The sequence below is a fragment of the Armatimonadota bacterium genome (assembly GCA_029907255.1).
Classification (GTDB): domain Bacteria; phylum Armatimonadota; class UBA5829; order DTJY01; family DTJY01; genus JAIMAU01.
Genome location: JARYMF010000008.1, coordinates 23796 through 43759 on the forward strand (window position 1 = coordinate 23796; position 19964 = coordinate 43759).

Here is a 19964-nt window from a genome sequence, read left to right on the forward strand (position 1 = left end):
GTGATTTGAAGTATGGCAAAAGAGGAAGGCATTCGTGTGGACGGCGTCGTAGAAGAGGCGCTTCCAAACGCTATGTTTAAGGTCAGGCTTGACAATGGTCATGAGGTACTTGCGCACATTTCTGGCAAGATGCGCATGCATTTTATAAGAATACTTCCAGGGGATAGAGTACAAGTTGAGCTGTCGCCTTATGACCTTACCCGTGGCCGCATTACCTACCGCTATAAATGACATCGGAGCTTCGGAAGCAGATTGCCAGTAATAGCGCAGAGAGGAGTGCGGTTGCCGCGCCATAGTAAAAAGGTGCCGATGGGCTGATGCTGTCCCATAAATAACCCGCGATTAGGCTGGCAGGAAATAGCGCCAATCCCGTCAGCATATTGTATGCTCCCATGCCCGTCCCTCGGACTCCCGCTTCAATTAGGTCGGATGCGAAGGCTTTCTGTACCCCATGTGTCAAGGCGTTGTATAGGCCGTACATTGCAAAAAGTAGCCAAATTGTCATAGGGCTTCTTGCAAGGGCGAACCCAGTATAGACTAAGGCGAATAGTAGATATCCTGATAATACTACATTTCTCCGCCCGATTTTATCTGAAAGTGCTCCTGCCGCTGTTGCGAAGATTGAATCAACAGAATTAAAGAGGACATATACTAAGAGGGTTGAGGCCGCCGTAACCCCCACGTTTTTTGCTCGCAATATAAGGAATGCGTCGCTTGAGTTGCCAATAGAGAAAAGTGTTGTAATTAATAAAAACAACTTGAATGGGCGGCTAAACCTACCAATCCGCAGAGAAGGCATATCTACTTTTTCGAAAGTTTCCCGCCTGGCTTCGCGGACGAAGGCGATGAGGATAAGCACTGCAGTCGCAGCAGGAATAAACGCGAGCAAAAATAACTGGCGGTAGTTATTGATGCCATACAAAATTAATAGAAAAGCAATCAGTGGACCAAGTGTTGCTCCAAGGCTATCCATTGCTCTGTGTAAGCCAAATGAGATTCCGCGAGCCTCGGCAGCCGCAACATCCGCAATTAGTGCGTCCCTGGGTGCAGTGCGAATACCCTTTCCGAGGCGGTCCATAAACCTGATGCCAAAGACAAAGTGCCAAGAGGTAGCAAGAGCAAGCAAGGGTTTACTAAGCGCCGACAGAGAGTATCCAGCAACAGTGAGCCATTTTCGGTTACGTAGCACATCGCTTAGCCAGCCGGAAACTATTCTTAGGAGGCTTGCTGTACTTTCGGCGACTCCTTCTATCAGCCCCACAGCCAAAACTCTCGCATGGAGGGTTTCGGTAAGGAATAATGGTATAAGAGGGTATATCCCCTCGCTGGATATATCCGTTAGAAGACTGACAAGGCCTAGCGTTATTACTGTTTTACTAATTCTTGGCGTCCGGTTTTCGCGCAACGATATTTAGCTCCTTCCTAGGTATTATAGTTTTGCCATTTAACGCAAGTCAAAACCCCTCAAGTAAATCGGTATAAAAGCAGTTTAATTGGGTACTTTATTTGTGATTTTTTTAACGAATTTATAACCGATAGTTGCAAATGCCTAGTCAAACCTCCGAGGCAACTACTAATAAAAATATTCCTAACTTGCAAGGACGCAATTAAATGCACATCAGCAGACTTCGCAATAAACTTTTTTTAACTGGTTTATTGATTGCAACACCGTTTGTTGTTTGCATTATCCTCATCCAGATATTCCACTTCAAAGAAGAAGTCAATAATGCAATTAAGGACCAGCAAGAAGTTGCAGGTGATATCGCACAAGCATATTCTAGCTACGTGGAAGAAATATTAGTATTGGAGAGTATTCTCGGCGAAAGGATAACCGAACAACCTGGAATTTCTCCATCCCAACTCCGGCACAACCTGCTGGATATTGTACTCTTTTGCCCAAAGGTGAAGCACATAGCCGTGGCTGACCCAAATGGTAGGGTAATTGCTAGTAACATCCCGCAAATGGAAGGCATGAATATCTTCCAATTTCTGGAAATAAAGCAAGAGCCTGCACGCAAAGTCTTACTTAGTAGTTCTTTTTATATGAAACCTTTAAATGCTGAGGTTTTTGCTATTTCTTTTCCAGTTCAAGATAAAAATAGACGGCTCTCTTGCGTAATTAGCGCATTGGTGGATGAGGAATCGATCAAGCAGTCTATAGTGGGACGCATGATGAACTCTGGGATGGTTGTTATTACGGATTCCAAAGGTGTGATAGCTGTTAAGAATAACATTGGGAGAAATTTCCCTGGTCGCCAATGCTGGTTGCATTTACCTCCTATACGCGAGGCACTTAGAGGTAGGTCGGTGATGGTTGAAAAGTTTCGGATGCCTTCGGGTCCGGTAGTGCTTGGAGCGGTGGAGCCAATTCGGGAGTTTAATTGGGCGGTAGGAGTGTTTTATCCTAGGGAAGACGTTGTTGGTCCTGTGCGCCGCAAAGCTGCAGTGTGGTTATTACTTACCCTGCTGTTTGTTGGGATTGCCCTGGGTGTTACGGGTTATCTGGGTAATTTATTAAGCAAGCCTTTGCTTGATTTGGTCGAGGCGGCACGGGCTTTTCAGGCAGGCGATATGAGCGTGCGAGCAGATGTTCGTACCGGCGACGAGATACAGCTTTTGGGGCAGAGCTTTAACGAAATGGCGGCGACGCTCCAGGAGCGCACAAACGAGTTGCACGAAGCTTTGCGGTCAGAGCAGGGCCGTACTGCCGAGACATCTACTTTGTATACTGTAGCCCAAGGACTAATAGTTGCTGCAAATCTTAGTGAACGCCTGGAAATTATTGCGAGATCTCTAGCATCTTTTTGTAAACTTAAACGTTGTACTATTTTTCTCAGGCGTGGCGACAGGTTGATAGCCAGCGCTGGGTGGGGATTAATTCATCCTGAGTTGGTACATGGAATTACGATAGATCTTTCAGAATCGGCTCAATTGGAACAAGAAGCCATATTAGCGGGGAAGCCGGTCATCATTGAGGATATTACCAACTGCGGTGTTTTGCCTATCGAATTTATTAATAGTGTGAATTTAAAAGGGGGGCTGTTGCTCCCGCTAGTGAGAAGGCATCATGTGGTTGGCATTGCATTCCTTGATAATCCGGGAGAGGTGCCAATTTTAGACCAACAAATACTAGACGGTGCCAGGCAGCTTGCAGATCTTGCCGCTATTGCTATTGAACATGCAATGGCTTCCCAAAAGCAGCGCAATATAGCCGAGGCGCTTCAAAGCAGTATGCTTCCGACAATTCCTTCTAGCATTGGGGTTTTTAGTTTAGCCTGCCGCTACTATCCTGCTTTAGAGGAAGCCGAGCTTGGAGGGGATTTTTATGATTTGTTGGCACTCCCAGGGGGTCGGATGGGACTAGTTATCGCGGACGTGGCGGGCAAAGGGCTTGAGGCCGCTGTATACACAGCAATGGGTAAGTATACGCTCCGAGCGTTCTTGTCCGAAGAGAACTTTCCTAGTTCAGCGCTTACTCGCACTAACAATGCTTTGGTTCGAACAACCCAGGAGTGGGGATTTGTCACGATGTTTCATGGCATACTCGATGTGGAAAATGGCCAGTTAGTTTATTCTAATGCTGGTCACCCACCTGCAATACTTGCTCGCGAGTCTGGCGAGATTGTAATGCTACCCGCAGGAGACCGCCAACCTCCCCTCGGCATCTTCCCCGATATTAAGTATGTTGATGAAACATTGGATATTTTGCCAGATGAGATACTCGTATGCTATACCGATGGAATAATAGAAGCCAGACGCGATGGTGAGCAGTTCAGCATCGAGAGATTAGCAAGCGTGATAGCAGACCATAAGAATGAGAGCCCAAACCAGATTGCTGATGCCATTTACGAAAGCATAATTGACTTTTCTCAAGGTGTTCTACAGGATGATATTGCTCTAATGGTGTTGAAGCGCGAACAGACTTAGGTCAAGCATTTAGGTTTTACTTGCTTACTTCCTCAATCAATCGCTTGCGAGCTTCGCGAAACTCTGATGGGTCGAGTGTGTAGTCGGTCATGGTTCGGACGACGGAATTGCAAATTTGTCGTGCTTTCCGAGGGTGCTTTTTCTCTAGCAACTTCAGAAGCTCGAAATCCTCAACTCCATCGCGGAGCGCCTCAAGTCTGATTGAACTCATAGGTCCTCGCTTCCCTGGATATACGATGTGTGAATCCCCGGGCGGCAGCCAGTCCGATTGCCAGTCAGTATACGGATCACCACGCCAGTAGTTGAACCCCCAGTGTAGATAGCCGGTAAGACCGTACTTGAAGTTCAACCAATGGAGCAGCCGCGTTCTGATGAGCTGAAAATCAAGCAAACGATTCATATACTTGCCCTTTGGGGTAAGACAGGTGTAAAACCATACTTCCTCGCCTAATGCTTGCCTTTCGCGGAAAAACTTCATGTGGCTTTCGAAGTGTTGAGGGAGCGGTACCCATATGTCAATTGCGCCAGCAATTTCATTCGCCATGCATGCGTCGATGATTCTAAGCTTGGGTGCAAATTCCCGTACCCAAGATGATAATTTTTTGTAACTTTCCGCATTAGCTGGGATTGGTTCATCGGCAAGGTGCTGAATGTAAATGCCAATCCATCCTTTTTCTTCCAAATGCTTTTGAAGCGCGGGCATGAACCAAGAAAGGAACTGTCGCTCCTCTTCGGATGTAGTTTTAATTTTAGGATTTGGCTTAATTGAACCATCTGGGTTATAAATCCGAGGCCAATGAGCATCAAAGTCTGTTGCCTCCCATTCGCTCCTCCCACCGAGGTGACCACCCTCGATTGTTCCGATGACTCCAGCTTTCTTAAAAAGCTCGACCCAACTGTCAAAGCGTGAGAAATCAAGTGTTCGGTTGCCGCTACTGTCATAGTGCACAGCAATCAGATCCATGATTGGGGTAATAACTACGTTCTGGCGATGTTCGGCCATGCATCTTGCATAAGCCTCAAGCATCTTCCAATATGGCTCACTCCACATTTCCAGCCCGTGAAACTTAGCAATATTGCCGTGAGAAAACCAGTTGGTGAGGTACAGCGTTCGTTCGTCAGGCAGTGTTGCAGGGTAAACTTTGACTTCTAGGGGGACGTTGGATTTGGTGGAATCTGCTTCGATTGTTATTTCGCCCTTATAAATTCCCGGCTCGGCGTTCTTCGGAACATAAATCGTGAACCAAATTGGCTGATTTTGGCTTGCTTTGACCGAGACCGATTTTGCTTCGAGGAGAACATCTGGTATGTCTGACGGCGCTTGAGTAATGAGATATTCAGGTGGCGTTTCAGGAGTACCTTTCTCGATGTGCACGTAGCCTAAGAAGTGTGTTTCAACGCGTGGAGCTACCTTCGACGGACCGGTGAGTTGCGAGACTTTTACAGTGAGGTTATCTATGTTCCTATCTGGCGTGACAACCAACTGTGCGGATTCGTATTCGTTGCGAACAGCATCTACTTTTACCGCGGCTGGGGCATCCGATGCGGGAGTATTCGGAAATATTTTTATCAATGAATCCACTGTCCAGACTTTTAATATGGGTTCTGCAGGCATTTTTTCCACCCCTTCGGCGCGAATGTTGAATGCGGCAAGCGCAAGTAGTATGCAGACAGGTAAAACAATCCTTCTTATAACCATGGTAACGTCACCCTAAGAATTTTCTCCGGCGGAATAGGGAATCCTTTTTATTTTAAAAGAAAAGGGCCAGCCGGGTCCGGCTGAACCGGCCTCGGGTGGCCCTCAAGCAATGAAGGAAGACCGCGCTACTTCCCTCTAAACTCGGCTTCTGGAACCATTTTGTATGCCTTTACCTTTGGTGGACACTCCTCAGCGCAGATTCCACATCCCTTGCAGTGGTCTAGGTCTATTCCTGTAATTTTGCCTTCTTCGTTCACGAGAATTGCGCTGTCGGGACAATATGCCCAGCAGATTAAGCAGTGAATGCATTTTTCTGCATCCCAAACTGGGCGCTGAGTACGCCAATCACCTGTCTTGTATTTTGCCGCTGTGCCACTTTCGGTAACCAATCCTGCCTCAGGAAGTTCCCGCCAGCAGGGTTCCTTGGTCTCGGGCATTTTCTTTAGTTTGTCGTTAACATTAACTGCCATAAGGCTTCTCCTGAAGTGATATATGCGTTGCAAATTTAGCTTCCACCGTCTGTCGAGGGTGGTTCCGCAGGTTCGCTAACACCATCTGAAAAATGTACAGGCAAACCCGCGTTAGTCTACCAGATTTACTCGATTTGGTCAAGCGATGCTTTTGTTTTTCAAGTCAACTACTAATTACGGAATCGATTGACTAAGCCGATGGTTTTTCCTATGGCATTGGTTATGCCGTAGATTAGCCTAAACCACTTGTCCTTAAATACATAGTCCATGTCCAAGCCTTTTTCGCGAAGCAAGCCTTCCTCTCGGAGTTTCTCAATTAGAGGTACCCCGCCGTAAAGAGTGAGTTTAGTGGTATATAAGAAAGGTAATTTTGAGAAGCTATCTTGAAGCTTCATCTCCCGAATAAAGTCTATATTTTGGAGTAGCTCATTTAAAGTTACGTAAGGGTCAAGCATAATCAACCCAGCATGTATATTGATTCCTAGTTTTCTTACAAGCTCTATGGCGCGCCGGCTTTGCTCGACCGTTATTTTCTTATTATACGTATCCAGCTGGCGCTGGACGCCGGATTCGACTCCGAGAAATACCCTTGTAAGACCAACTTCTTTGAGTTTTCGGAGAATTCCCTCATCTGCCTCATCTACTCGGCATTCAATTGTAAAGGTGAAGTCGAGCTTACGCGCTTTCATCTCGTCAATAATTCGAAGTACCCTTTCCTTATTCTTTGCTCCTGGGCCAATGAAGTTGTCGTCCGAGAACACGAACTCCCGAACGCCTGTCTCATTAATTACTTTTTCAATTTCGTCTAAGATGTTAGCGGCGCTCCTGTATCTTGGAGCACGACCACCATGCAGCCCATAGAAGCTGTGGATTGAGCAAAAGGCACAACGGTGGTAGCATCCACGGCTTCCGGAGATTAGCGCAGGCATTTTCGGTGTCATCCGCGCAAGCTCGTCACGCGCAGGAAACGGCAGGCTGTCGAGGTCTTGGACTAATGGCGGCATAGGGTTTAGCACTGGCTTGTTGCCGTTGAGATAAGCTATTCCTGGAGTGTCGTGCCAGTCCTCGCCTCGCGAAATCCGCCCAAATACTTCGCTTGCTGTTATCTCACCTTCACCTCTTACGAGGAAGTCGAACTCAGGACATGCGGTCAAGATTTTTTCGGCTGAGAATGTCGGAAGATAGCCACCTGCGCAGATGATGGCGTTCTTTTTCTTTTTCCGTACTTGTTTTGCGATGGTGAGTAGATTATGCCTGTGGACATCATATGCGGTGATTCCAAGGCAATCGAAGTCGCGAGAGACCACCTCGGCGATGGTTTCACCCAGCTTCATTCGCCTGAGGTATGCATCTAACATTTCAACATCATGCCCATCCCGGCGGAGCACAGCGGCGATATATCCCATCCCGAGGCTCTCGGTGTGCCGGGTAGGTGGTTCCTTGCCATCCATTGGTGGATTGAGGAGCAAAACCTTCATGGTTGTCTATCTCCTGGTTTGGTATATTATCTTTTTAAGATAAAAGTTATAATACTCCACTGCTGCTTGTCGAGCATTTTCTTTGCGATTGCTAGAGCTCAGAACTCTCCAGCGACCGCTTGAAGTAACCCAAGCAATTGCTTAGCCCAATGTCGTCGCCACAAGTTGTGCACATCACATTTTCGAATCAGCTCCTTTTAGGAGGTTTGCTACACCTATGAAGAATATAGCAATTAGGATATCAATATCACTCTCAAGCAAAACCTCAAGGGAAGCTTTGAATGCTATAATAACATATTTTTTAGGAATTGTATCCTAAGCTAGGTTATTTCTTAGCGTTTATATAAGCGCTCACTTGGCAAAAATTATGATGGGATAATTTTCATAAGTGATGAAAAATCACTTGACAATACTACACTCAAGTGGTATAATACAAACACAAGCAAGTCGAGGGAGAGAAAACTATGAGATTAGACAAGTTTACTCTGAAGGCTCAGGAAGCGCTCCAAGAAGCGCAGAGTATTGCAGATGAAAACGGCCACCAGGAAATAGGAGCAGAACATCTCCTCCTTGCACTTCTCAGGCAAGGAGAAGGTATTGTCACGCCTATTTTGCAAAAGATTGGAGTGAATCCAAAAGCCGTTCAGCTCCAAATCGAGGGCGTGCTGGATAGAATGCCCAAGGTTGGTGGTGTTACAGGGACTCAGTATATCTCGCCTACGCTCAAGACTGTTTTGGATAAAGCGTGGGACGAGGCCCAACGAATGAAGGATGAGTATATTAGCACAGAACACATGCTTGTGGCACTTTCTGAATCGCAGGGCGAGGCTGGCAATATACTCCGCCGCTTTGGTGCAACAAAGGATAACATATACAGGGCTCTGGCTGAGGTTCGCGGCAGTGCTCGTGTTACCGACCAAAGTCCTGAGGAGAAATACCAAGCACTAGAGCGGTATGGGCGCGACCTCACCGAAGCAGCACGAAAAGGTAAGCTTGACCCAGTTATTGGCCGTGATGAGGAGATTCGCCGCGTGATTCAGGTTCTTTCCAGGCGGACGAAAAACAACCCTGTGCTTATAGGCGAGCCAGGCGTTGGCAAAACTGCTATTGTCGAGGGGCTTGCTCAACGCATTGTTTCGGGTGATGTTCCAGAAGGACTTAAGGACAAGCGCATTATCGCACTTGACATCGGCGGCATGGTTGCCGGTACGAAGTTCCGAGGCGAATTCGAGGAACGCATGAAGGCGGTACTTCGCGAGATTGCCGAATCTGAGGGCGAAATCATTCTATTTATTGACGAGTTGCACACAGTTGTGGGTGCAGGCGCAGCTGAAGGTGCTGTGGATGCATCTAATATGCTAAAGCCAATGCTTGCTCGAGGCGAGCTACGGTGCGTTGGTGCAACTACACTCGACGAATACCGCAAGCACATAGAAAAGGACGCCGCCCTTGAACGTCGTTTCCAGCCAATACTTGTTTCCGAGCCAAACGTGGAGGATACAATCGCCATACTTAGGGGTCTCAAGGAACGCTATGAAGTTCACCATGGCGTTAAGATAAATGACTCTGCGATTGTGGCGGCAGCGACGCTTTCACATAGATATATCGCCGACCGATTCCTGCCAGACAAGGCAATTGATTTAATCGATGAGGCATGTGCACGTCTGCGCATGGAGATTGACAGCATGCCCACCGAAATAGATGTTATCGAGCGACGAATCCGCCAGCTTGAAATTGAACGTGAAGCCCTTAAGAAGGAAACCGATAAGTCTGCAAGGGAACGACTAGAAAAGCTGGAGCAGGAGTTGGCTAATCTCCGCGAACAGTCTGCTGAAATGAAGGCTCATTGGCAGACGGAAAAAGAAATTGTGCAGAGAATTCGGCAAATCAAGGAGCAAATTGAACAGGCGAAGACGGAACTGCAAGCTGCCGAGCGAGATGCAGACCTTCAAAGAGCCGCAGAACTTCGATATGGCGTCATTCTCAATTTGGAAAAGGAACTTGAGGCACAGACTGCGCGCCTAGCGGAAGTCCAGAAGGACCAAAAGATGCTCAAGGAGGAAGTTGACGCAGAGGATATCGCCGAGGTTGTAAGCAAGTGGACTGGCATTCCTGTGTCAAGAATGCTTGAAGGCGAGATGCAAAAGCTCGTTCATATGGAGGAGCGATTGAAACTCCGAGTAATAGGTCAGGATGAAGCCATTCAGGCGGTATCGAATGCAGTGCGCCGAGCAAGGGCTGGCTTGCAGGATCCCAACAGGCCTATAGGAAGCTTTATATTCCTCGGACCCACAGGGGTTGGTAAGACCGAGCTTGCAAGGGCACTAGCCGAGTTTCTCTTCGACGATGAGAAGGCTTTAATTAGGCTGGATATGTCAGAGTATATGGAGAAACACTCGGTTGCTCGAATGATTGGTGCGCCGCCTGGTTATGTTGGTTATGAAGAAGGTGGGCAGCTTACCGAGATGGTCCGCAGGCGGCCCTACAGCGTAATTCTTTTCGATGAAATCGAAAAGGCTCATCCAGACGTATTCAATGCGCTCCTGCAGATACTTGATGAAGGGCGCATGACCGACGGCCAGGGTCGCACAGTTGATTTCAAGAACACCGTCATTATAATGACGTCAAACGTTGGTTCAGCGTACATCCATGAGCACACGCTCGGCTTCCGACGGGGGAATATCCTCCAAGATGATTCCGAGTTTAAGAAAAACGTTATGGATGCGCTCCGCGAACAATTCCGGCCGGAGTTCTTGAATAGAATAGATGAAATAATTATCTTCAATCCACTAGGCCGTGAGGAAATCAAGCAAATAGTGAATATCCAAATAGAGCATCTAAAGAAGCGACTGGCTGAGAAGCATCTTTCTATCGAACTGACGGAAGCGGCTAAGGAAGCGCTTGCATCTGAGGGGTTCGACCCAGTATATGGCGCAAGGCCACTTAAGAGGACAATCCAAAAGCGCATACAGGATCCGCTTGCAATGAAGATACTCTCCGGCGAAATTCGCGAGGGTGAGCACGTGAAGGTAGACTATACGGACGGCGAGTTTGTTTTCACCCCTGTGATAGAGCCGGAGCTGGTGAGCTAAACGTTAGAATAGCCGATATAAGCTAATGGGCGAGCTAATAATATGCTCGCCCTTTTTGTTTTTTTACGCTTGGTTGTTTTGTTAAATCCTTATTTCAAATACTACACTAAAAATGGGCATCGGATAAAGTTTTGCGGCAAAAAATGCTTTAGAGGTTTGTCCCAGCATCTTTATCAATTGGGCTTTTGAATTTCGCAAGTGCTACTCGTGAAAGCTACTCCTAAGCCGAATTCACGGCCTGCTGGTCGTTATGAAATATCCGTCATGTTTGGTGTCTGGCAATAGAAGATTAGCTTTAGGCATCATATCGTCCGGTGCTGAACCATGGGGTTTTGTTTTGGTTGGTGCTGGCGCTATGCCTCCTTGTGAGTATGGTTTAAGAGCAATAGTCTCGGCTTCAAACAAAGGCTTCTCAAGACCTGGCGCAAGGGCATGCCGGTGGGCTAGATATGACTCAATGCTGTCATAGACAACGATTAGATTGGTTAACCTGCGCCCAGGGCTACTGATTACTTTACCGTTATAATATAAGGCGGCGGATGATCCGCCATCTAGATTAACGGCATCCTTTGCTCCCAGGTGGAGCATTATTTTGGCTAGGGTCCGAAGGTATATCGGTTTGTCAACAGTTACTAGCATCAATTTGTTGTTTCGAGTTACCCCCAATGCCGCGCGTCGTTTCTTGCAATATATCCCTGAATCGTAGAACCCCTCCGCCTTTGGTGAGAGGGCAATTGTACCTTCCCTAATGAGAGTTGGTCCGGCACATAATACAGTCTCGTAGCCTTTCCAACCTATGTTTCGAAGGCGCTTGAGAGGGATGAAGTCAATTTGGTTGTCATAGGTAATGCATACAGCTGTGCCAACGCTGCCAGTGTTCACTAGCTTACCATCAATCACAATGTCACCTGTTGGGCGCAGACTGCGGGTGCAGAAGAATGTGCCTGTTATCGCTGCTGAGGGGCGCACACGAGATATCATTGATTGGAATGGTTCAGATGAACCAGGTCCGCGTTTTGCAACCGCAGCAGTAACTTTCAAATCAGGAGATTGAAGGTTGACAAAGACAACGTTTATGCGATTCTCATTCCAGTAGGCTTGGAGGTAGCTTATATTGTCAGCTGAAACGTATGTGCATTGAAAGTATGCTAGGAGGGCCACGGCAAACACCAATAGTCCATGTCGATTCATGCCGAATACCTCCTCTCTTATTTCTTCAATAAAGGACAGCTGCACTAAACATACCACATGGTAATATTTTCCCTCGTGATAGTGCTGGTTTTTATGCTAGTAACTATGCGGGTTTTTTGTTTCAGATTTTAATGCAAGTAAAAATACTTGTTTTTAGAAAATTGCTTGACAAATAGAACCTGGCATTTATACTAGGATTAGTAAATGGGCAAGTATTAATCCCCTACCTGCTGTAGCGGAAGAAGCCACAAACCATTCTTTAGGTTGGTGCAAAAATCTACTTTCCGAAAGTAGCCTGCATCGGAAGGTAGCTTGTAGTCGAGGTATAGGAATATGCATCGCCTCGAGCTAAGCGAAGACATTAATCGATGCACTTTCTGCATCGAGATTGGCCCAGCAGCACCGACGTTCGGCGTTTTTGCGCCCATTCATAATGTTGTTTACCCCAAAGTTACCCCCCGATGGATTGAAAGGAGTGATGCGCCAGAAGAATAATTAACTTTTCCAGTTCAAGCCCGGACAAAGTGGGCGAAGATTATGTAACGAAGGAGGTAAATAAATTGGCAAGCAAACACCTAATGGCACTTTTGGTTTTGTGCCTTGTGCTTGTTTGGGGTTCCGCTTGGGCTCAGGCTACAATAGAGGAAGTAGTGGCTGACTGTGTGGCTAACAGCGGCGTATTTCCCGCTGGCACAACGGTAGTGAGCACCATTGTTGACGGAGAGTCAGTAACCGTTGAGTTGAGTGCCGATGCATTGAATGGACTGGGCGAAGAAGTTGCTGATGCCATGTCTCTAGCTTTAAACAATGCGTTAAACGACTTCGGCATCACTGCATTGGAAATTACTGTTGGTGGTCAACCACTATGGACATATCTGCCCCAGACCGTTGCTGGAGCTGCTTCCACAGCTAGCGCGCAGACACTCTCCACCGCTGGTACGCTGTCGGGGATTGGAGGGATTATTACTGAAATTCCGGACCGCGGTGGTGGCGGCGGCGAAGGTGCTGACATTCCTGTTCTGACTACCGAATTAGCAGGCAAGGGCGTCGGTCTTTACAACAGCCATGGAGCTTATTGGGATGAGCGTTCGCAGTATAGGTACTGGCGGCCAGCTATGAGAACCTTGTGTGGTCCAAACCCTGAGCCACCTCGTCCGCCAGGATGGAGCGGTAGCGTATACCAGCCTAGCAACTATTATTATTGGACAAGAGGCTTCCAGTGGGGCTCCTATTATGAAGATTATCGTACGGACCAAGAAATCCGATTCCTGAGGGCATACCTAAAATCCTCAGGGGCGATAGTGTGTTGTGGAAGGAATCTCGACAAAAATGCCGGATTCTTCGACTACAACAAGTACGGCTATCCAAATTGTTCATTCCCACTGTATAAGTGGATAACGGCGGCAAAGTATCATTTGCAGGAAATTGGTGCTCCTGAGGCAGTGTGGAATGAGCCAACGTTGACGTCCGAATCCGATAAGGATATTCGCGCACGGCCCTACTGGACAAACTACAACATGATTGGTAAGTGGCCGCTCACCCCTGAGGAAATAGAACAGGTGAGAAACAACCCAGGTCTGTGGGAGAATTGGGTGTCTATTCACCTCCACACTAACGCAGCTGGCAGTGGCCAGGGAAGGGGTACTGAAACATATTGGTACACTTCTAAATATCCGTGGCTTCAGACCAAGGCCGTCGCATTGGCAAATGCGTTTAACACAGCTATTGTAAACGCAATTCGAACTAAGTACGATGGCTATTGGGCTGAAGATCCTCAAATGTATGGATACACCGGAGCGAATCCACCAGAATGGCCTTCCGGCGTTGGTAACTGGGTTGGATATGCGCAGACTTCGCCTCCTTCAAGACAGTGGGCTAATAGAGGCGTAAAAACCTCAAACTTTGGTGAGATTCGCGAAGCTTTGATGCCAGCAGTTCTCACCGAATTACTCTTCCATGACGACTGGAAGTTTTATCCTGACCATGTGTTTTCACTTGACCGAATTTTCTCGGCAACTGTGGCATGGGGTATGTACGAAGGCATCTGCAATTACTTTGGTGTTACGCCGAAACCTAGGTTGGCAGCGACTGTTCAGTCTGTTAGCTTCCCAACGCTGGTCGGACCAAATGCTCCAATTGAAGGCACCGTGGTTATGCGAAACGAAGGCCAGGCATGGTGTTGGGGCAACAAATGGGTGAATAAAGTCTACTTCCCATATACCGTGTGGAAGCTCGCCCCGACTGCTAATAACCAACTTGGCGGCGACAAGATTCCAATTACAGATGCAGAACCAATCTACCCTGGTCAGTTGGCAACCTTTAAGATTAAACTGACGAGTCCTGCCACTACGGGGCTATATACTACCGAATGGCGGATGGTAAACGATGGCGCATTTGGCGGGGCATTTGGCCAGGTCGCCACGGCCCAAATTCAGGTTGATGCCGATCCACCTGTAATCACAATAGCATCTCCTGCGCCGGCTGATTACCCGTATGGCTGCATTAAAGTGGAGTTCAGTGCCACCGATGAACTAAGCTCGGTTGCGAGCATTACAGCGGATATAGACGGCGAACCTGTAACGAGCGGCCAGAACATTTACGGCTTGGCGCTTGGTGCACATACCCTGACTGTGACCGCTAGCGATATCTTTGGCAACACAGCCACGCAAACGGTGACGTTCAATGTTGTCAACAGCATTGGCAAGACGACTGCTGGTGGGTGGATTGAGTTGGAAGGCAAGAAAGCGACATGTGGGTTTGTTTCCGAATATGTAGAAGGTTCTGCCGCTCCTGCTGGCAGCGTGACCTACCAGGACCATGACACCGGCATGACTGTAAAGAGTATTTCTCTAGTTGCCATGGGTATCGTTGGCAATCGCGCTTGGATTTATGGCACATGCGAAATTGATAATCAGCCTGGACACTGGTTCAGGATTGACGTGACTGACAATGGCGAGCCAGGTTCGGATGACGTGTTCAATATCCTGCTAGACACTGGCTACCAGAAAGGCGGCAAACTGGGTGGAGGCAACATCACCATCCATTAATTAGACTACCTTAGACCGGGGTACTGGTCCCCCGGTTGGCGCAATGCATCAGGCCCGGGTCTTCGGATCCGGGCCTGAGCCTTTTTCAATATCTTATAAGTAGCTTCGTGTTTGACACATGATGCCACTGATGCTAGAATTACGCAATCGGATGAACGCAATACTTGGCTGAAAGGGACAAAATCATGAGCGCACGATTGAAAGCGCTTTTTGAACTGCAAAATATAGATCTCGAATTGGCGAGGGCGCAAAAAGCGAAAGCTTCGCTCGATGATGGTTCCGCAAAAAAGCAAAAGGTTGAGAGCGCTAGGCGTGCTTTCGAACAAGCAGATAAGCTCTTGCATCAAACATCGGCCGAACTTCAAGACAAAGAACTAAATTTGAAAAGCGTCGAAGCCAAGCAGAAGATGTTTCGCGATAAACTCTATGGCGGCATGGTAACAAATCCAAAGGAGCTGGAAAGCATGGAAAAGGAAATCGAAATGCTAGGCCGCCAAAAAGACAAGCTCGAAGAAAACATTCTCGAGCTTATGGACTTAGTTGAGGAACGCAAAGCTGCTGCAAGAAACGCTAAGGCTGCTCTCGAACAAGAAGAATCTGAGCTAGCGGCTCTTTTGGAGAAGATAAAGCAGGATAATGCTTCTCTTACTGCTCGCATCGAAGCGCTCACTGCCGAACGGGAAAGGGCAGTTGGTCAGGTAGACCCAGCACTCCTTAAGAAATATGAGGCTATGCGCGGAAGATTCGGTGGCGTATATATTAGCAAGGTGGAAGATTCTTTATGCTCTGCATGCCGTATGCAGATTATGGAGGGTGTCCTTCGCGAAATAAAGGCAGGCGACGAGTCCAGAACGTGCGAGAACTGCGGCCGCTTGCTGTTTTTGGAAGAGTAGCAGATGAAACGTGCCACCGTTGCCATTGATGGAGCAGCAAAAGGCAATCCTGGCCCTGCAGGCATCGGAGTCGTCATCGCCGACGAAACAGGCAATGTGCTGTGCGAGATTAGCGAGCACATTGGCATAGCAACCAATAATTTTGCTGAATATACTGCCTTGATTAGGGGGCTTGAGGAAGTCTTAAAACTAGGCTTTCGGGATGTCGAAATCACCACGGATAGTGAGCTACTTGCCAAGCAAATCAAAGGTGAATATCGCGTTAGGTCGGAAAGCATAACGCCACTTTTTAGTAAGGCGCTTGATCTTCTGTCAAAATTCGAACATGTATCAATAAATCAGGTCAGCCGAGAAAGAAATAAGCAAGCGGATAAACTTGCTACAATGGGGGCCGAAGGTAGCTTGCAGCCCAGATTAACTTTTGACTCTGCAAAACCGAAAAAGGAGGCAGGCAGTATGATTCAACGCATCAGCGTGCGTACATCGGCCCGAACAGAGTTTGTTGACATAACGCGAGAAGTTCAAGATGTAGTTAAGTCAAGCGGGGTCTCAGACGGACTTTGCATTGTTTACGTTCCTCACACGACTGCCGGCATTACAATTAACGAAAATGGTGATCCCGACGTAGTTCGCGACATAATCGATACTCTCGAGCGATTAGTTCCCCGCGATGCAAGATACCGCCATATTGAGGGAAATGCCGACTCACATGTGAAAGCTAGTTTGATGGGATTCTCGGCTAGCGTTTTTATAGAAAATTCTCGCCTTGCCTTGGGCACCTGGCAAGGAATATATTTTTGCGAGTTCGATGGCCCCCGAAGTCGAAATGTTCTAGTGCAGGTAATCCCAGGACGGTAGCTAGGAATGGTCTTGAGGATAGATAAATTTCTCCGTTAGTAAGGGAATTCTCTGCTAGTCGTCGTTCTTTAAAACGTAGACTGCACCGGATATCAGTTTAGCAGGCGCCTTGCTGACAATTATTTTGAAACCATCCTCATCATAAACCGTAAAATGCCCGTTTACTTGTTTGTCGGCAGGAACTTTAATTATTGCTCGGTCCGGGCCGAGTGCTCCAGATGGTTCGTATTTAGTTCCATCTTCTGCGATAAAAACAACTTTCTTTTGCAACCAGCGCGCAAATATACGATTGCGGTTCAGACTCGGAACTGCGCCTGCGCCGTAAAGGAAGCCTAGGACACGCTGCCCCTTCACAACCCATCCAATTGCAACTATATATCTATCGGAATCACCTAAGTTCTGTGCGAGAACTCTTGCTGGTTCAAAGTTAATGCCATCACGAGATAGGCTATACCATAGCTTGTCGGTGTTCATATGGAGCCCCATTAGATAGTAGACTCGCTTACCAACAGCAAACTTCTTGACATCATTCACAACTGCAGGTATTTCAAGCACGGCTCCATCGAATTCGAAATGTTTCCCATCTCGTGATGTTGCTCGGTATACCTTGCCGAAGTCCTTGAAATTGTTGAAGTACAAGCGAAAAAGTTTATTCTCATAAAGAAGCACATTCATTCCGTTTATATCTGCTTCGGCGTACTTGTCATAGCCGTCAATTGAGATTATATCCGACAGCTGGGCATGGTAAGGCATACGTTTTCCATTCCAATAGATGCCATCATAACTGTGAAAAGTAGCTGGCTTATTTAACTTTTTTGCGTCCGGGTATACAGTGCACATCAAGCGGTACTCACCTGATGGTAGTCTGATGGCGCTTACATTGCAGACATGTATGAATCTTCCATGTTCAATAATTGTTTGACGGTCTTGGAAATCAAGAAAATCCTGGGTGAACACAGAGTAAATCCTATCATTGCCCGAATCAACGCCGTCCCATGCCCCATAGAAAATACGCCAGCCATTAGGAGTCTCAACTACTGAAGGAGCGTAAATATTGCGAAACAATCCCCTCTTTCTAGGTTCGATAAGAGGATGGCGAATATCGGGCACAAAATTTAGGTTTCCTTTTTTCCAAAGCTTTGGACGAAACTTATCAGATCCTACGCCTAAAATCTCGACTGTCCCAAGTTCTGCTTGGCCTGGGATCTGTTGTATTGTCAAATCGGCGCGCACCATCGTAATACACCCTGCTGTTACTAGTATGAGTAGTACAAACAGTCTAAGCATTTCTCCTCAGCCTCCATGTTAGCGTTCTAATTCTACAAAGGGAAGCTGAGAATATTCAAGCAGGGAGGAGTAGAAGTTCTTTGTAGAGCTTTCTTTTGGGAGCGCGGTTGAGGCGAATGTAAAGGGCAGTTAGTCAGTATGTTAGAAAGCAAGAGTGCATCTGCAATGACTTTCGGCAACTTGCCAACCAACATACCGACTAACTGCTTAGGCAAAGAAGGCTTTATAGCACGGGCAGATATTCATCTAATTCGAACTGCGTTACCTGAGCTTTGAACCTATTCCATTCAACTTTTTTGTTTTGAATCAATTTTGTGAATACATGGTCCCCTAGCGTTTTTCGCAGGAGTTCGCTTTTTTCTGCGCAGACAATCGCATCGTGTAGGTTCTCAGGTAGTTGGCCAATTCCCAGTGCCCTTCGTTCTTCATCGTTCATTTCGTAGACGTTGCGCTCGACTGGCTCAGGGAGCGGGTATTCATTTTCGATTCCCTCGAGACCTGCTGCGAGCATGACAGCAAACGCAAGATATGGGTTGCAGGCTGGATCTGGTGCCCTATACTCAATTCGAGTTGCCTTTTCCTTGCCTGGTTTATAGGCTGGTACTCGAATCAAGTCTGATCGATTGCGCACTGCCCATGAAATATAAACTGGCGCTTCATAGCCCGGAATAAGTCTTTTGTATGAATTCACCCATTGATTCGTTACAAGGGTAATCTCAGGAGCGTGTCTTAGGAGACCTGCGATGTAATGCTTTGCTATTTTAGAAAGATGGTACTTATCATTTGGGTCAAAGAATGCATTCCTCGAGCCCTTGAATAGCGATTGATGAGTATGCATTCCGCTACCATTCATGCCGAAAATTGGCTTGGGCATGAATGTTGCATATACGCCATATTTCATGGCGATTTCCTTGACGACCAACCGATAGGTCATTGCGTTATCGGCCATCGTGAGTGCATCCGTATACCTAAGGTCAATTTCGTGTTGGCTAGGGGCAACTTCATGATGGCTAAACTCGACCTGAATGCCCATTTCCTCAAGCGTCATTACAGTTTCCCGCCGAAGATCGCTAGCAACGTCAGCAGGAGTCAGGTCGAAATAACCACCTTCGTCGAGTCCCTCTGGCGTGCCTTTGTTGTTTTTGAAGTAGAAGTATTCTAGCTCCGGACCGACGTAGAAGGTATAGCCCATTTTGCTGGCTCGTTCTAATACCTTCTTGAGCACATACCGAGGGTCACCTTCGTAAGGCGTTCCATCCGGCAGATAGATATCGCAGAAAACGCGTGCGACGCCAATGTCGGGTTTTGTCCTCCAAGGCAGAAGCTGGAAAGTACTGATATCGGGCATTGCAATCATATCGCTTTCATCAATGCGCACGAATCCCTCGATGGACGAGCCATCAAAGCCCATTCCCTCTTCAAGTGCTGTTTCTAGTTCGTTGAACGTAATGGCAAAGCTCTTTAGGAATCCGAGAATGTCGGTAAACCAAAACCTTATGAACTTCACATTACGTTCCTTTGCCATTCTTAGTACGGATTCTTTGTCGTTCTTGCTCATTTTAATCTCCTTTCTTGGCTAAAAAATAAAAAAGCCGCGGATACACCACTTGGTGTCTCTGCGACCACTTCTGCGTGAAAAAATCTTTCTGTGATTTTTCTAGGGGCATCAATGCCCTGTAATTATTTCGACAAACGCATTATACAAAAACAGTTTTCTTTTCGTCAAGAGCAAAGGGCTATCAGAATTAAAAAATAGTAAGTTTCTGAAGCCCAATTTTACATAAAGTATTACCGTCTTTGGCGCACTAGTTATGTTGTTTATAACTAAGCGTTGAGTTTTTATTAACCAGGCCTTCCGGATGGTAAGCACTGCCTTGACTTAGAATTGAAGTTTTGTTATAATCCCGATGCCGAAGTTGGCATGGTGAAGGATGCAAAGCCGCATCCCTACTATAGTTGGCGCTGGAGCCCGCACGATTGCAATCGTGCGGGCTTTTTGTTTGTGCTGTGGTTTAGTGTTTC

Annotated in this window: 14 protein-coding genes and 1 pseudogene; 8 read left to right on the forward strand and 7 right to left on the reverse strand. The window is 47.1% G+C overall.

What is annotated here, in order from left to right:
• Nucleotides 1–12: 12 nt before the first annotated feature.
• Nucleotides 13–231 carry a translation initiation factor IF-1 gene (infA, locus tag QHH26_08780; GenBank protein ID MDH7482049.1) on the forward strand — a complete coding sequence of 73 codons (219 nt, stop codon included), beginning with the start codon at nucleotides 13–15 and terminating at the stop codon, nucleotides 229–231.
• Here the strand turns inward: infA and QHH26_08785 are convergent.
• The gene (locus QHH26_08785; protein MDH7482050.1) at nucleotides 212–1405 is read right to left on the reverse strand and encodes an MFS transporter; all 1194 of its coding nucleotides are present in this window, start codon (nucleotides 1403–1405) and stop codon (nucleotides 212–214) included. The genes infA and QHH26_08785 overlap by 20 nt on opposite strands.
• A 206-nt stretch (nucleotides 1406–1611) precedes the next feature.
• Between QHH26_08785 and QHH26_08790 the strand changes: the two genes are divergently transcribed.
• Nucleotides 1612–3927 (forward strand): SpoIIE family protein phosphatase, encoded by a 2316-nt coding sequence (locus tag QHH26_08790; GenBank protein ID MDH7482051.1) that lies wholly within the window; start codon nucleotides 1612–1614, stop codon nucleotides 3925–3927.
• Nucleotides 3928–3943: 16 nt separating this feature from the next.
• Here QHH26_08790 and QHH26_08795 read toward each other — a convergent pair whose 3' ends face one another.
• The 3 genes from QHH26_08795 to QHH26_08805 all read right to left on the reverse strand — a co-directional run bounded on the left by QHH26_08795 (nucleotide 3944) and on the right by QHH26_08805 (nucleotide 7574).
• The gene (locus QHH26_08795; GenBank protein ID MDH7482052.1) at nucleotides 3944–5626 is read right to left on the reverse strand and encodes a DUF6067 family protein; all 1683 of its coding nucleotides are present in this window, start codon (nucleotides 5624–5626) and stop codon (nucleotides 3944–3946) included.
• Nucleotides 5627–5751: 125 nt separating this feature from the next.
• On the reverse strand, nucleotides 5752–6096 hold the full coding sequence (locus tag QHH26_08800) for a 4Fe-4S binding protein (GenBank protein MDH7482053.1): 345 nt from the start codon (nucleotides 6094–6096) through the stop codon (nucleotides 5752–5754).
• 170 nt (nucleotides 6097–6266) lie between these two features.
• The gene (locus QHH26_08805) at nucleotides 6267–7574 is read right to left on the reverse strand and encodes a radical SAM protein (GenBank protein MDH7482054.1); all 1308 of its coding nucleotides are present in this window, start codon (nucleotides 7572–7574) and stop codon (nucleotides 6267–6269) included.
• Nucleotides 7575–8038: 464 nt separating this feature from the next.
• Here QHH26_08805 and clpB point away from each other — a divergent pair, with 464 nt between their 5' ends.
• On the forward strand, nucleotides 8039–10666 hold the full coding sequence (clpB, locus tag QHH26_08810) for an ATP-dependent chaperone ClpB (protein ID MDH7482055.1): 2628 nt from the start codon (nucleotides 8039–8041) through the stop codon (nucleotides 10664–10666).
• Nucleotides 10667–10897: 231 nt separating this feature from the next.
• Here clpB and QHH26_08815 read toward each other — a convergent pair whose 3' ends face one another.
• Nucleotides 10898–11857 (reverse strand): phosphodiester glycosidase family protein, encoded by a 960-nt coding sequence (locus QHH26_08815; protein MDH7482056.1) that lies wholly within the window; start codon nucleotides 11855–11857, stop codon nucleotides 10898–10900.
• Between the two features lie 333 nt (nucleotides 11858–12190).
• Here QHH26_08815 and QHH26_08820 point away from each other — a divergent pair, with 333 nt between their 5' ends.
• From QHH26_08820 to QHH26_08840, 5 genes and pseudogenes are all read left to right on the forward strand, one after another.
• Nucleotides 12191–12352, forward strand: coding sequence for a hypothetical protein (locus tag QHH26_08820; GenBank protein ID MDH7482057.1), 162 nt, complete (start codon nucleotides 12191–12193; stop codon nucleotides 12350–12352).
• Nucleotides 12353–12417: 65 nt separating this feature from the next.
• Nucleotides 12418–14904 carry a post-COAP-1 domain-containing protein gene (locus QHH26_08825; GenBank protein ID MDH7482058.1) on the forward strand — a complete coding sequence of 829 codons (2487 nt, stop codon included), beginning with the start codon at nucleotides 12418–12420 and terminating at the stop codon, nucleotides 14902–14904.
• 185 nt (nucleotides 14905–15089) lie between these two features.
• Nucleotides 15090–15797: a C4-type zinc ribbon domain-containing protein gene (locus QHH26_08830; protein MDH7482059.1), complete on the forward strand. Its 708-nt coding sequence runs from the start codon at nucleotides 15090–15092 to the stop codon at nucleotides 15795–15797.
• 3 nt (nucleotides 15798–15800) lie between these two features.
• Nucleotides 15801–16178, forward strand: a pseudogene (locus QHH26_08835) (ribonuclease HI family protein).
• Between the two features lie 75 nt (nucleotides 16179–16253).
• A complete protein-coding gene (locus QHH26_08840) occupies nucleotides 16254–16655 on the forward strand; it encodes a secondary thiamine-phosphate synthase enzyme YjbQ (protein MDH7482060.1) in 402 nt (133 codons plus the stop codon).
• A 54-nt stretch (nucleotides 16656–16709) separates the two neighbouring features.
• On the opposite strand, the gene QHH26_08845 is transcribed toward QHH26_08840, so the two are convergent.
• Both QHH26_08845 and QHH26_08850 read right to left on the reverse strand, forming a co-directional pair.
• Nucleotides 16710–17942: a hypothetical protein gene (locus tag QHH26_08845; GenBank protein MDH7482061.1), complete on the reverse strand. Its 1233-nt coding sequence runs from the start codon at nucleotides 17940–17942 to the stop codon at nucleotides 16710–16712.
• A gap of 223 nt (nucleotides 17943–18165) precedes the next feature.
• Complete coding sequence (locus QHH26_08850; GenBank protein MDH7482062.1) at nucleotides 18166–19500, reverse strand: glutamine synthetase family protein; 1335 nt, start codon at nucleotides 19498–19500, stop codon at nucleotides 18166–18168.
• Between the last annotated feature and the right edge of the window lie 464 nt (nucleotides 19501–19964).